Origin of the sequence: Micromonospora rosaria, assembly GCF_001567585.1 — a bacterium.
Lineage (GTDB): Bacteria > Actinomycetota > Actinomycetes > Mycobacteriales > Micromonosporaceae > Micromonospora > Micromonospora rosaria.
Map to the genome: position 1 here is coordinate 64247 of NZ_LRQV01000015.1, position 12649 is coordinate 76895.

General features: G+C 67.9%; 13 protein-coding genes and 2 pseudogenes. 7 read left to right on the forward strand and 8 right to left on the reverse strand.

The window, feature by feature from the left end:
* Positions 1 to 21: 21 nt before the first annotated feature.
* The gene (locus AWW66_RS07155) at positions 22 to 669 is read left to right on the forward strand and encodes a helix-turn-helix domain-containing protein (RefSeq protein WP_157527239.1); all 648 of its coding nucleotides are present in this window, start codon (positions 22 to 24) and stop codon (positions 667 to 669) included.
* 336 nt (positions 670 to 1005) lie between these two features.
* Here the strand turns inward: AWW66_RS07155 and AWW66_RS07160 are convergent, their stop codons facing one another.
* Both AWW66_RS07160 and AWW66_RS07165 read right to left on the reverse strand, forming a co-directional pair.
* Positions 1006 to 1293: a DUF7660 family protein gene (locus tag AWW66_RS07160; protein ID WP_067361541.1), complete on the reverse strand. Its 288-nt coding sequence runs from the start codon at positions 1291 to 1293 to the stop codon at positions 1006 to 1008.
* Between the two features lie 334 nt (positions 1294 to 1627).
* On the reverse strand, positions 1628 to 2410 hold the full coding sequence (locus AWW66_RS07165; protein WP_067361545.1) for a transposase family protein: 783 nt from the start codon (positions 2408 to 2410) through the stop codon (positions 1628 to 1630).
* Between the two features lie 162 nt (positions 2411 to 2572).
* On the opposite strand from AWW66_RS07165, the gene AWW66_RS07170 reads away from it, so the two are divergent.
* From AWW66_RS07170 to AWW66_RS07180, 3 genes and pseudogenes are all read left to right on the forward strand, one after another.
* The gene (locus tag AWW66_RS07170; RefSeq protein WP_067361547.1) at positions 2573 to 3013 is read left to right on the forward strand and encodes an NUDIX hydrolase; all 441 of its coding nucleotides are present in this window, start codon (positions 2573 to 2575) and stop codon (positions 3011 to 3013) included.
* Positions 2998 to 4260, forward strand: a pseudogene (locus AWW66_RS07175) (NsdA family TPR-like regulatory protein); the annotation flags it as partial. The gene AWW66_RS07170 and the pseudogene AWW66_RS07175, both read left to right, overlap by 16 nt.
* A gap of 24 nt (positions 4261 to 4284) precedes the next feature.
* Positions 4285 to 5235, forward strand: a complete 951-nt coding sequence (locus AWW66_RS07180; protein WP_067361551.1) for an FAD-dependent oxidoreductase — start codon at positions 4285 to 4287, stop codon at positions 5233 to 5235.
* 151 nt (positions 5236 to 5386) lie between these two features.
* Here the strand turns inward: AWW66_RS07180 and AWW66_RS07185 are convergent, their stop codons facing one another.
* Entirely contained in the window at positions 5387 to 5803 is a 417-nt protein-coding gene (locus AWW66_RS07185; RefSeq protein ID WP_067361553.1) for an Imm1 family immunity protein, read from the reverse strand.
* Between AWW66_RS07185 and AWW66_RS36340 the strand changes: the two are divergent.
* Positions 5802 to 5891: pseudogene (locus AWW66_RS36340) on the forward strand (hypothetical protein); the annotation flags it as partial. The gene AWW66_RS07185 and the pseudogene AWW66_RS36340 overlap by 2 nt on opposite strands.
* A 28-nt stretch (positions 5892 to 5919) precedes the next feature.
* Positions 5920 to 6303 carry a hypothetical protein gene (locus AWW66_RS36345; RefSeq protein ID WP_245647989.1) on the forward strand — a complete coding sequence of 128 codons (384 nt, stop codon included), beginning with the start codon at positions 5920 to 5922 and terminating at the stop codon, positions 6301 to 6303.
* A gap of 215 nt (positions 6304 to 6518) precedes the next feature.
* Here the strand turns inward: AWW66_RS36345 and AWW66_RS07195 are convergent, their stop codons facing one another.
* The 5 genes from AWW66_RS07195 to AWW66_RS07215 all read right to left on the reverse strand — a co-directional run bounded on the left by AWW66_RS07195 (position 6519) and on the right by AWW66_RS07215 (position 12027).
* Positions 6519 to 8120, reverse strand: a complete 1602-nt coding sequence (locus AWW66_RS07195; RefSeq protein ID WP_083978294.1) for a restriction endonuclease — start codon at positions 8118 to 8120, stop codon at positions 6519 to 6521.
* 408 nt (positions 8121 to 8528) lie between these two features.
* On the reverse strand, positions 8529 to 9050 hold the full coding sequence (locus tag AWW66_RS07200) for a P-loop NTPase family protein (RefSeq protein WP_067361555.1): 522 nt from the start codon (positions 9048 to 9050) through the stop codon (positions 8529 to 8531).
* Between the two features lie 366 nt (positions 9051 to 9416).
* Positions 9417 to 9962 carry a flavoprotein gene (locus AWW66_RS07205; RefSeq protein ID WP_067361558.1) on the reverse strand — a complete coding sequence of 182 codons (546 nt, stop codon included), beginning with the start codon at positions 9960 to 9962 and terminating at the stop codon, positions 9417 to 9419.
* Positions 9963 to 10113: 151 nt separating this feature from the next.
* A complete protein-coding gene (locus AWW66_RS07210) occupies positions 10114 to 10851 on the reverse strand; it encodes a 5-formyltetrahydrofolate cyclo-ligase (RefSeq protein WP_067361561.1) in 738 nt (245 codons plus the stop codon).
* 9 nt (positions 10852 to 10860) lie between these two features.
* Positions 10861 to 12027: a helix-turn-helix transcriptional regulator gene (locus AWW66_RS07215; protein ID WP_067361563.1), complete on the reverse strand. Its 1167-nt coding sequence runs from the start codon at positions 12025 to 12027 to the stop codon at positions 10861 to 10863.
* A 347-nt stretch (positions 12028 to 12374) separates the two neighbouring features.
* On the opposite strand from AWW66_RS07215, the gene amcA reads away from it, so the two are divergent.
* Positions 12375 to 12536, forward strand: a complete 162-nt coding sequence (amcA, locus tag AWW66_RS33495; protein WP_157527241.1) for a multiple cyclophane-containing RiPP AmcA — start codon at positions 12375 to 12377, stop codon at positions 12534 to 12536.
* Positions 12537 to 12649 lie beyond the last annotated feature (113 nt).

Below are 12649 nucleotides of genomic sequence, written 5' to 3' on the forward strand. Positions count from 1 at the left end.
GATCAGGAGACGGATTTCATCGTGGCCTATCGACCAGGGCCGAACAACCTGCTGCGCACGGCGCGCCTGGCGCGGCAGTCCCCATCAGGTTCAGGGCGGCCGATGTCGCGCCAAGAGTTGGCAGAGGCGGTCAACGCGTACGCCTACGAGCACGCGGGGCGCCGTGTCACCGTCGACGCCCGCTACGTTGGCAAGCTCGAACGTGGTGAGCACCGGTGGCCGTTCGAGCCCTGCCGTACCGCGTTGCGGAAGGTGCTGGGCAAGGCTACCAACGCCGAACTCGGGTTCTTCGTCATCCACGGACACGCCAAAGACCCGGACGTGAGCCCGGCCTCGCCGGAGACGCTTTCGGGCATGTCTGTTCCTGCACCCGACGACACCGGTGGTGCGGCCGCGGCGGGCAAGGTTGTCGGTGACGAGGGTGGCGGGCTGGTCATTCCCGGCGGTGCGGCGACAGTGCGGGTGAGCCTGACCGTCGAGGCGGCGCAGGTCAGGGTGGTGCGTGAAGAGGGCCCGGCCGGACGTGTCGCTGTCCTGGCGGGGCCAGTCGAGGTGCTCATCGAACCATGCGACTCCGCGACAATCCTCACCCCCGTACCGGCCCGTCCCGGCCCGGCGGCCGACGAGCCTGGGGCGCGCCGGCCGACGGAGGGGCGGCAGCAGCGATGACAGGTGTTCAGGTCGCCTGGCTCCGCCGCGACGCCCCGACCTCGCCGGGTCCGTCACGGCGTCATAGCGAGCCGTTCGGGATCACGGTGCAGGGGGTGGCCGAGGCGCGGCGTGACCTCGACCGGCGCCTAGCCTGTCGGGGTGGGCTACGGAGCCGTGACCTCGCTGCCTCGGACGACAGGTGCCGTTTCAGCCTGGTCAGCGGCACTGGGGCGCGATTTTCCTGCCGCTGTCGATGCGTCGCGGCAAAACCCGGGCCGGTGCGAGCTGCTCCAGTGGCTTCCGAGGATGGACACCTGTGTGTCGCTACGCCAGCACGACCTTCGTCGGCGACGGCTACTCGCGGCCGGTGGCCATGATGAGGGCCTCGGTGAACTGCTTCCAGGTTGGCGGGTCGGGAAAGTCTTCCCCACGGTTTCGGTAGAGCCAGGGCAGGGCGGTGAGCGAGGACTCGAGTGCGGCGAGGAAGCGTTCCAGGGTGTGGTTCTCCCATTCGGTGGGGTGTGCACGTAGGTCCGTGAGCAGCCGCCGGACGATCTCGGCCGCGTCGGTGTGCATGGTGATGTGGTTGACCTCGTCGGGACGGATGTTGGTGAATCTGCCGGTTCCGTAGCCGCTACTCATGGGTGCATCCTGCGTGTTGCTGATGGGAGTCGGTCGTGTGGGGTCGGCCCTCTTGATCCGCGGGTTCGGGGTTCGAGTCCCTGGCGTCGCACCAGCAGCAAGGCTTTCTGACCTGGGGTTTTATCCGGATTGGAGTCTTTCTCGTTTCCGCATCGGTGGCCCGGTGCTCGGTGGGTGCTCGGGAGCCGTTGGACCGTTCGGGCTCCCGGTGGACGGGTGGCGTGCCGGTGGAGAGATGGATCAACTGCCGGGCGCGTCGCGTCGGCGGGTGCGGCTTGGATCAGGTACCTCGTGGTGCATCCAAAAGATGCGACAGGTACCTACTGAGCCTTTTTCATCCTGCGTAGCGGTCGGCTTCGACGTGGTGTAGGACGAGGATGGCCTGCACGATCGCGGTGGCTCGGCGTGGGCAGCAGCGCAGCTTGACCAGGATCTTCCAGGTCTTAAGCGTGGCGATCGCCCGCTCGCCACGGGCGCGGATCTTCGCGTGGGCCCGGTTGACGGCCTGCTGTCGGCGTGACAGCTTCGGCCGGAAGCGGCGCCGTTTGAACGGGGTGCGCACACTACCGTGGGCTCCTTGATAGCCCTTGTCCGCGAAGGTCATCACGTCTGCGCTGGTCAGGGCTTCGACAATGCCGTGGGTGCGGGCGGCGGTCAGGTCGTGTGTCGAGCCGGGCAGCGCGGGCGAGGCCCAGACGAGACGCCCGGCCGCGTCGGCGATGACCTGGACGTTCACGCCGTGACGCTTGTGCTTTCCGGAGTAGTACGGTTTCTGGTCGGCGACCCGGTCGATTGGGATCAGCGTGCCGTCGAGGATCGCGTAGGCCAGGGTGCGGATGCGCCGCGTCACGGTGTCCAGGTCGTCGGCGGACGCGCTGAGCAGGGCGATCGCTTCCTGGACGTAGCGCCAGGCGGTGGTGGTTGCGATCTCGAAGCCGGCGGCGAGGCGCCGGTAGGTGTCGCCGTTGCGCAGATGGGCCAGGGCCAGCAGTGCCTGCCGGCCGGGGCTCAGCCGCTGCCACCGGGAACGGCGCTGCTGGCGGTGGCCGCGGATGCGGTCGGCGAGGTGGCTCAGGGTCCGGCTGGACAACGAGATCGTGGACGGGTAAGACAGCATGGCGAGGCTCCCGGTCGGGGCATCGGGTTTTGGTCGATTTGCTGTCTTACCTGGAGCCTCGCCCTCATCGATCACCGGGCTGCACCCACCCCACCTGACCTGCACAGTCAGGATGAAAAAGGCTCACTGTTAGTGATTCCCGGGCGCGGATAGGGGCAAGTCGTGCGTCAGATCGTACGTAGGTCGGTGCGGGCCGTTCTTCTGGATGAGGACGACCGCCTCGTGCTGATCAAGCGGATCAAGCCCGGCCGAGCGCCGTACTGGACAACGCCGGGCGGCGGCCTGGAGTCGACGGATGTCTCCCTGGAGGCGGCGCTTCGCCGCGAGTTGCACGAAGAACTCGGTGCCGAGGCGGAACGGTTCGCCCAGGTGTTCCTGTTCACCGCCTCCGCTGGTGAGGGCGTTTCCGTTCAGCACTTCTTCGCCTGTCGGCTACGTCAGCTGAACGAGGCCGCCCGGACCGGGGAGGAGTTCGTTGATCCGTCGCGTGGTGGCTACCAGCTCGACCGGGTGACGATCGACAAGCTGCCGGCGGTGGATCTCAAGCCGGATGCGCTGAAAGAGTTCATCATCTCCAACGAGGAGGCACTGCTCTCCGTGTAGGGCAGGCTGGCCAGACGATCGCCGGCCCGAGTCTGAAGTCCCGGGCTGCCTGGGACGTGTCTTGCGGGTTGCAGGCACTCTCCAGGTTTGCGGCTACGGCGCCGATGAAGACGCGGTGCGACACGATGAGGACTACGCCCTGCCCGTGGAGCACCATGCTGGTCGCCGAGGACTGGCTGCTGGGAGGACTGGTGGACCGGAGAATGTTCCTCTCCGTCTCCGGGACCGCCCTCACCCAGGCCGTGAACATCTACCTCGGCGTACACCTACCGGCCGACGGGGCCGCGCTCCCGACCGCGACACCCGATGATCCGCTCGTCGACCAGATCGAAGCCAGCGTGCCGCGCCTGCAACTGCTCGACGACGAGCGCGGCGGCGCGTCCGACCTCGGCTACGTCGGCGCCCAGGTCCGTGCGGTCCTGCTCGTACTCCGCGACGGCGGCCACACCGACGCCACCACCCGCCGACTTCTGGTCGCCCTCGCCGACCTCGCTCAACTCGCCGGTTGGAAGGCGTTCGACGCCGGACAGCAAGGTCTCGCCCAGTGCTACTTCTTCACCGGCCTACGTGCCGCCCATGACGCCGGATACCGGGCCATGGAAGCGCACATCCTGGCCGACCTGTCCTTCCGGGCCGCCTCACTCGGCGACGCTGACGACGGCCTGCGCCTCGGCAGCGCCGCCCGCCGGGTCGTCGACCGGTCCGCCGCGAGTGTCCAGGCCTCCGTGCTGTCCCGCCTCGCGTACGCCCACGCCGCCGCCGGACACGTCGAGCAGTGCGAACGAACCTGGGCAGAGTCCCGCGACCAGCTCGCGAAGCGGCATCCCGACCGCGACCCGGAGTGGATGTACTACCTGACGCCGAACCACCTCGACTGGCAGGCTGGCTACGCGGTGATCCTCGCCGGTCGGCAGGTGGTGGCCAGCGGCAGGGGAACCGACGGGCGGGCCCTGCTCCGCGAGGGCGGGGCACTCCTGCGTACCGGGGCCTACGCCCGACGACCGGACGTCCCCTACCAACGCGGTGCTCTCTACGAAGGCGCCTGGCTTGCCCTCGGCTATACCGCTCACGGCAAACTCGACGACGCCGGCGCGGTGACCCGGATGGCCCTGCCCCGGCTCGGCCGGGTCCGTTCACCTCGCAGTACCGCCCTGTTGGGCACGCTCGCCCAGGAACTCCGGCGACGGAAGCGGAACCAGAGCGTCGCCGACCTGCTCCCCGACCTTGAGAACGCGCTCGCGCACTGACCGGCCTGACACTACGGTCACCCGATGAGCCGCACCGAGCTTGACGCCCTGGTTATCGGTGCCGGTGTATCCGGCCTTACCACCGCCGTCTGCCTCGCCGAAGCTGGCCTGCGGGTGAGGATCTGGGCAGCCGAGCCACCCGAGCGGACCACCTCGTACGCCGCCGGGGCGATGTGGGGTCCGTACCTTGTCGAGCCCGTCGACCGGGTGCGGGTGTGGAGCGCTCAGACGCTCGACGTGCTGCGGCACCTCGCCACCAACCCGGCGACCGGGGTACGGCTCGTCTCCGGGATCGAGGCGTCCCGCACGCCCGCCGAACCGCCCGAGTGGGGCAATCAGCTCGACGGTTTCCGCAGGTGCGAGCCGAGTGAGCTACCGGACGGATTCGCTACCGGCTGGCGATACACCGCTCCGCTGGTCGACATGCCGGTCTATCTGCGCTACCTGCAAGGGCGGCTGGAGGTAGCCGCTGGCGAGATCGCGCTCCGCCGGATCGACTCGCTTGGCGACGCCGTTGGTGTTGCCCCCATGGTAGTCAACTGCGCTGGGATGGGCGCTCGGGGCCTCGTACCCGACCCCGACCTGACCCCGACTCGTGGACAACTCGTCGTGGTTGAGAACCCCGGCATCGCCGACTTCTTCACTGAAGACACCGGGGAGTCACCTGACCTGCTGCATTTCTATCCTCAGGGCGAGACCCTTGTCCTGGGCGGCACCGCCCAATCCGGCGAGCGGAGCCGAGAGCCGGATCCCGACACCGCAGCCGCGATCATCGATCGTTGCGCCGAAATCGAACCCCGACTCCGGGACGCCCAGGTTATCGAGCACCGGGTTGGCCTACGCCCCACCCGTCCGTACGTCCGCCTTGAGGAACAACAGCTCAGCGGCGCCCGGCTGATCCACAACTACGGCCACAGCGGGGCTGGCGTGACCTTGTCCTGGGGCTGCGCCTTTGAGATTGCACCGGGAACCTGATCATCTGATACCACAGGCCCGCGGCTCCGCTGACGCTGCCAGCACTCCACGGCCTGCCCGCCTGGACCATCCTTTGCGCATGTCCGTCCGTGCCGTACCTGTCGCGGCGTTCCGGCGGATGCCACCGCAGTAGCCTCGGTTGGGCCTATGGCTACTTGCTGGTTTCGGGTACGTGCGGTGGTGCGCCGTCGCTCCTGACGAAGGTGGCCGCGATCTGTATGGCGGTCTCGGGGCGGAGCCGGAGGTGTTCTGCGGGGTACTCGGTGGGTACTCCGCCGACGTCGAAGTGGAGCCCTCGCTGTGGGGTGGTGGCGGTGGGGTCGGTGAGGTAGCCGCCGGTGCCGGCGATGTGGACCGCGAAGGCGTGGGTGGGGTGGCCGAGCCCCACCTGGAGGCCGGGTGGCAGGTCGTCGGGGTCGTCGGTGGTGTCGGAGAAGATGGTGATCACGACGGGCTCGCCGGCCTGGTGGATCTCACCCAGGAGGGTTTCCAGGGCGGCGGGTTCGGTCACGTCGACCTCGTGGTTGTCGCGGTGGTCGCCTCGGTCGTAGGTCCAGGTCACCTTCATGCGATCGCCTTTCCGTTGCCGACGTAGGTGCGCCAGTGGCCGGATCCTGTTCGCGTTCTTCGCAGCCCTGGCCGAGATCGAGCGCGACAACATCCGCGAGGGCACCCTCGAAGGGCTTGACGCCGCCGTCCGGCAGGGGCCGGCACGGCGACCGGGCGCGGGTCATCACCGACGACATGCTGCACACCGTCCTGTGCCGCCGTGCGAACGGCGAGACCGTCGAGCAGATCCGCCCTGACCTGATTATCCCGACCGGCAAGCGCAAGGGCTGTAACCCGAGCGTGGCCAGTATCTACCGCGCTCTCGCTGCGCACGAGAAGGCCCAGGCGTACCCGGACGCGGTCGAGCAGGCCCACGCCGAATACGCGCCACAGAACGACGGCACCGGAACTGGTGCCACGCGGGCACGGCAGGAAGGCGACTCCGCCGACGCGCAGCGCGCACGCCGGCCGGCGCAGCTGCCGCCGGACTCCCGGCCCGGGCCACCGAGGGGCGAGTAATACGACCAGCTGCTTACGCAGGCCGGGCGGTGATGGCGCGATGGCCCGCCTGACTCGCTGGACCTGGCCGCACGGCACACCTCGGTTCAGCTGATGAGTCACGGCAGATCATCTCGGCCGCCCACTGTTCGCCGTGGTGCAGGACCAGCAGAGCTAGCCTGTTGTGACGGCCGTGTCTCATGCTCTTGGCCCTGGCCGGAACCTCGTAGCTGCGCTCAGCTGCCGGTGGGCGCCGCGTTGGTGCCGTCCGGTCCGGTGGTCGCGGTCCGAGGGCGCTTGATGCCGATCAGGACGTCCTTGCCGAGGTGCTCTTTGATCAGGTAGGTAAGGCGGTTGCCGTCGATGAGTTCGATCCGCCCGTGTTCGCGGGCCTTCTGCCACGAACGTGGGGTGAACCATGAGGTGGTGACGAGGATGCCGTGTCCGGCCTTCTTCTCTTCGATGGCGCCGGCGAGTTCGCGGATGTGGCTGACGCCCACGGCATCCTTGTAGCGCTTGGCCTGCACGATGCTCAGCCGGCCGAGCAGGGGCGAGCGGTTGACGACGACTGCGTCGACTCCGTCGTCGTAGTTCTGCTCGGTGGTCCAGCTTTCCACGCCCATCGCCTCGAAGATCTGCCGGACCAGGTGTTCGAACTCGGTGGGGCTCATCTTCATCAGGTCGGGGCGCGAGTCGAGCGTGGAGACCGCGTCCAAACCGTCGACGAACGAGAACTTGGTCAGGTCGAAGTCCAGGATCGGAGTGATCGGCTCCAGTTCGTACGGGTGCGGCGAGACGAGGGCGTTGAGGTGGCGCAGGCACACCTCGGGCCGGACCTGGGCGAGGACGAGTTGGGCGAACAACTCACGTTCGACGTTGAGGCTGATGAGGCAGGGGTATTCGCGCTGCCCGGTGCCGGGGTTGATCGCGTCGACGTGGCCGTTGAACCCGATGCTGGCAAGCTGCGGATCGGCTTCGAACAGGTTGTGCAACGTCAGGAGCGCTACCTGGGCGACGAGCGATCGGTACAGCTCGCTGGTCTCCTTCGTGGGCCGTGGGGCCGGTTGGATCTCGTCGCGGGTCTGGACGTACTTGTATCCACGCACGGTGGGTACAGCGTCGCGGCCGGGGAGCTGAATGCGTACGACGATCTGCGCCTGCTGGGGACTGAAGGTGATCTCCGCGCGCCGGGGGAAGTCGTCTGGCAGCGGTACCTGGTTGAGGACGAGCCCGAGGACCGACTCAACGGTCTTACGGTCTCGGGCGCGGTAGCTGGTAATCAGTTGCTCGACGTGTCGGTTGTGCTCCTCAACCTCCGCCAGATGTCGCCGGACCAGCTCGTCATGGTTGCTGCGTGCCGCGTCGAGCCGCCGACGCCGGTCGGCGTCGGCGGCCTGCCATGCCTGTATGGCCTGCTGATGCGCGGCGCGAGCATGGGCGAGCTGCTGCTGGTAGCGGCTCTGCCGGCCGAAAAGCCGGCTGACCATACCGGGCTGCGGTGGCTCGAACTGCCCCCAGGCCGGCTGCGTGGCAACCGCGGCAAGGTCGCCCGGATTGAACGGCTGCTGCGAGGGCTGACGCTTGAGCGAGGTCAGGTCGATTCGAGCGGTGTGGCGTAGGCCGGAGGTGAGGATCGCCTGGAGCTGCCGTGCCCGGGTCTCGACTTCGGCAGTCCGTAGCTCGGTCTCGCGCTTCTGATCGGCGATGTGCTGGTCCCGTTTTGCCCGATCAGCGGCCTTGGCCGCAGCTGCGGTGGCGCGCTGTTGCCGCTCGAGTTCTCGTATCTGCTGGCGTTGCCAGCGTTCCGACTCATTCGGCGAGGTAGACCTACGCGCCATCCAGTTGCCTCCGGTGAAGAACTCGGGCTGCTATTCCACCGCGGCCAGGCTATCGTCGGGAATCACCCCCGTCTAGCCGTGCGTAGCCGATTAACTACTTGAAGCGTTCGAGCGTCATGCTGCCTCTAGCCCCGCCCTGCGTGTGGACCTCGCACCAAGACTGTGTGCTGCCAGGAGCCGCGACGGTCGATGTGATTGATAAACCAGACCACGCTCGGCCAGCGGGAATTCGCTTGGGTGCGCCATCAGAAATTTCGAGAACCATCTTTTTGTTGTGCCGCAACCCAGGGCTGGCGCGACATAAGGCGTCGGACATGACGTTCGGAACATTGGCGGCCAAGGCTAACTCTGCCGGGCTGGCCTGCGGACGCCCGGCGCGCAGCCGGGCCACGGCATCAGAAGGACGGGTCAGGTAGCGAGCTGTGCGTCCCGTCGTATGTGGTCGATGAATCGGTTGTTGTGGTGTCGGCTGGTGAGGGTGATCAGTCGGGCGTGTGGTGCGTGTTTCTGGAGCAGGGTGTGGATGCGGGGTCGCATGGTGTGTCGGTAGGTGAGGATGTAGCGGATGAAGTTCCAGGTGATGCGGTCGTAGACGCCGTTGGTCTGGTGTTGGCCGCCTCGGTAGCGCCGCCGGCGTTGGGCGATGCCCCATAGGCAGGTCGCGGCTGGTAGGTCGAGGAAGATGACGTTGTCGGCTGCGGTGAGTCGGGTGGGCAGGGTGCTGGCGTAGTTGCCTTCGATGATCCACCGTTCGCCGGTGACGAGTTTCTCCTGCAGCCGGGCGAATGTGTCCTGGGGGAGTGGTGTCCAGTGCTCGTCGTAGTAGAGGGCGTCGAGGTGGGTGAGTGGCGCGTCGAGGATCTGGGCGAGGTGTCGGGCGGTGGTGGATTTGCCGCTGCCGCCGCAGCCGATGATGGCGATCCGGTCCACGGCTTCCACGGTAGGGCGTAGCGGGGAAGTCCGGCGGCGGGAGAGCTCGTGGCGCTCGGACCGGTGCTTGATCTCTTGCTCGAACATCGTGAGGGCCCATGGTGGGTGTTCCGGATGTCGTCCGTTGCCTCGAGTCTCTGTGGTGGGCGTCCATCGACTCGACCGTCTTTGACTTGATGACGATCGGCTTGCCGTGGTTCGGCTCGATTGGTCGTGTGGGCCACGTCATACCGATCCTCGCCCAGGTCTGCGTCCGGGCCAGCACGGCGGCTGGAAGTGCCTCCAGGGGAAAGGTCACGTCCGCGACTGTCGCACGCTCTGCGCGGAGGGGTTGTTGCCGATCCTGGATGTGCTCAGCCGAACCAGTTAGCCGGCATGCCGGGCCGCGATCTCGAAGGCGGTTGCCCAGGGGAAGGTGCGTTGCCGGTCGTTGCCGCTGCCGGGTGGGTGTGGTTCCCAGTCGTGTTCGGGGCCGAGGAGGACGTGTATGCCTTCGTTGCGGAGGCTTTCCACGGCGTGGCGGAAGGGGAGTCGGGCGGCGAGGGCGGTGTTGGCGAAGGGCACGATGACGGTGGGTACCCGGCGTCCGATGAGTTCGGCGACCGTGGTCATGGCGTAGTTGTCGGCCAGGCCGAGGGCGATCTTGTTGATGGAGTTGTAGGTGGCGGGTGCGATGACCAGGGCGTCGGGGGCGGGCAGTGACCGGCGGTTGCCGGGGGATGCCTGGTAGCTGGACCGCACGGCGGTGCCGGTCAGCTCCTCGATGGCGGGGACGTTCAGGAAGTCCGTCGCGTTGGGTGTGGCGGTGACGGCTGCTGTCCAGGTCTGCGCGTGGGCGGCGTGGACGAGGTGGGCGACGTCGGTGGTGGGGCCGGCGCCGCAGACGACGATCTGCAGGTGGCCGCCGGTCATAGGTCGACCCTGGGCTGGCCCGAGCCCTTGGCGTAAGGGAGAGGGGCGCTGGCGATGTGTTGCACCGGTGAACGGCAGTAGCTCTCCTCGGGTGTCATCTGTACTTGGACGTCGGTGACCTGCCCGCGCCCCACTGCGCACGGTCGAACTGTCATTCCGCGCCGTGCGTTGGGCGGTTCAGGGCGGGGATCTGGTCGAGTTGGTCCGGGCGGAGATCAGTCATGATGATCCCGGGGAGGGCTTTTCGTCGTGGTCCGAAGCTCAGTACCTCGTGTGGGGTGATCGCGAGGCCGACCGGGAAGTCGTGGGCCGCGTGGGGTAGCTCGTCGTCGAGAAGCTGGCTCTGGTGGATGGTGGTGGCGATGGCGGTATCGGTGGTGACGAGACCGGCGTCGGCGAGGAGGGCGACTTCCAGGTCCGCATAGCCGGCGCCTTTACCGATCCGGATGCCGTCGTGTCGGCTGATGGCAACGCTGCCGCAGACGATCAGGTCGATGCGTCGCATCTCGTCCGGGCTCACGGTGGGGGCGACCTTCGGTGCTCCGGTGCTGGTGGCGGCGGTGTCGTACGGGGCGGTCAGGGTGGTGGGGTCGAGGAGATAGAAGGGTTTGGGGGTGGCGAGGCGCGGTACCGCCATGTAGAGCAGTTTGCCTTCCTGGAGTGCGCGTATCCGGACGGGAAGTTGGGCGCGGTCGGGGTTGCACTTGATGACCCGTGCTGTCTTCCAGGCGTCCAGGTCGGCGAGTAGGTCGGCGGCGGTGTCCTTGCCGACGAAGTCGGGAATGTGGCCGTGAACCCCGGCCGGGGCGGCGCGTTCACGTTCGAGGAGGTCCCAGACGTGGTGCCGCACAGTCTGCTTGGCGCGGTCGATCTCGGCGAGGCTGGTCACCGGTGGCTCCTACGGGGTCATGAGGGTGAGGAGTCGGTCGTTGACGTCCTGGACGGCGGGTTGGTCGCGCCAGGGACGTAGCTGGCGTGCTGCGGTGAAGGCGAGGTTGAGGCCGCCTCCGGCGCGGGTTCGTTCGATGACGTCGATGGCCTCGTGGAGGTGAGAGGTGGCGGCGTCGACGTCGCGTTGCAGGATGCTGGCGAGGGCCAGGTTGCCCAGGACGACGGCGGTGGACTTGCTGCGTGCCGCGATCAGGTGTCGGGCGTTCTCCAGCGCCGGGATCGCGTCGGCCGGCTTGTTGAGGAACAGCCAGCAGGAACCCGCGAGTCGGGTGTGGTGACTCGGGCAGAAGAGGGCTGCGGCTGGATCGCGGGCATCGACCGCGGTGAGGTGGGCTTCGGCGGCTGAGAGAGCGTCGGAGCATTCTCGGGGCTGACCGAGCATGGCGTGTGCCTCGGCGCGGTGCAGGTGTGCGAGGCCGGAGATGACGTGACTGTCGCTGCGGGCGACGGCTGCGGCGTTCGTGGTCAGGACCAGGCTGCTGGTGGGCTGCTTGGTGCCGTAGAGAGGCAGGTAGCTCTTGCGGAGTAGGGCGTTGGCCTCCGTGACGACGTCGCGGGTTTCGCGGGCGGCGCTGATCGCTTGATCGAAGTAAGTGGCGCTGGTGTGGTGGTCGCGTCGTTGTGAGGCGTCCCAGACGAGTTGGCCCATCAGCGTGGCGGACTCGGCGACGGCTGCTGCCAGTTCGCGGTGCACCGGTCCGGCGCTGGCGTGCTGACGGAGGAAGATGGCCTGCCCGTGGAGTTGCCCGGCCTCGGCGAGGAGGAGTGTGGAGGGCAGGCGATCGTACTGCTGGTCGAGGCTCTGCACACGCTCCCGCAAATGTGCGACGGCGACCAGGTCGACGCGACGGGGATGACGCAGGACGTAGGCGAGACGTTCGTCCGGCGGGGCGGGCGGCTGGCCGACGTCGGCCAGGAGGTCGGCCAGTTCCTCGATCGACAGCCGCAGGGCCGCTGCCAGGCGTGGTCGGTGCCAGGGCTGAGGATCCGTTTCCGCCCGTTCCCAACGGACGACTGTCGAGCGGTCGACGCCGAGGGACTCGGCCAGGCGTTCCTGGCTCAACCCGATCGTCTTGCGACGTTGGGCTAACCGGTGCCGGCGCTTGCCCGCCACGTATCCCTCCCTCGGCCCTCGGTCATCACGGAATCATTCATGCAGCTCACGCCTCGTAACGCAATGGGGATGCATCAGTTCTGCGCCGTTTCCGCACTGGGAGTCGTCGCCCGGTGCCGGTTGGGTGGACGTATGCACCCAAGCGGTTGTCGAGCGGAAGGCGGCGCGACGGCGTCGCCGCGAATCGCTGCCGTACGAGGACAACTCCCCGTCCGCGTACTGCCGACAGGGCTGCGTGGGTGGGTGACCGGCGGTCCGCTCCCAACCGTCGCCCGGTGGCGGTGGGCTCGCCTCGCCAATGGCGAGCCCACTGCTGTCGAGAACCCGAACGTAGCGGGGGAGTAGGCGTGACCCTGTACATCTCCGGCAATGCGAGAACCTGTCAGCCGGGGCGGCCCTGCTCGTCACCCGCGCTGCCTGCGGTGCCGGTGGCGGCGGATCCGCCGTTGTTCACCTACGCCTGGCGGCGGTTCTTCGAGCAGCGGAGCCGACAGGGGGTCCGCCGGTGACCGTGCAAGAGCCGGGGTCTGGCGAGGGCGGTGGCCGGGCGCTGGGCGAGCATGTTGTCGGCTCCGCCTGAAAACTGACCCCGTGGTTCCGGCTGAATTTTGACCCCTTCCGG

Bases quoted from the DNA above. Each gene is read 5' to 3' on its own strand.
- AWW66_RS07185 (WP_067361553.1), bottom strand. From the start codon at position 5,803: ATGAAGGTGACCTGGACCTACGACCGAGGCGACCACCGCGACAACCAC.
- AWW66_RS07180 (WP_067361551.1), top strand. From the start codon at position 4,285: ATGAGCCGCACCGAGCTTGACGCCCTGGTTATCGGTGCCGGTGTATCC.
- AWW66_RS07165 (WP_067361545.1), bottom strand. From the start codon at position 2,410: ATGCTGTCTTACCCGTCCACGATCTCGTTGTCCAGCCGGACCCTGAGC.
- AWW66_RS07160 (WP_067361541.1), bottom strand. From the start codon at position 1,293: ATGAGTAGCGGCTACGGAACCGGCAGATTCACCAACATCCGTCCCGAC.
- AWW66_RS07195 (WP_083978294.1), bottom strand. From the start codon at position 8,120: ATGGCGCGTAGGTCTACCTCGCCGAATGAGTCGGAACGCTGGCAACGC.
- AWW66_RS07205 (WP_067361558.1), bottom strand. From the start codon at position 9,962: ATGACCGGCGGCCACCTGCAGATCGTCGTCTGCGGCGCCGGCCCCACC.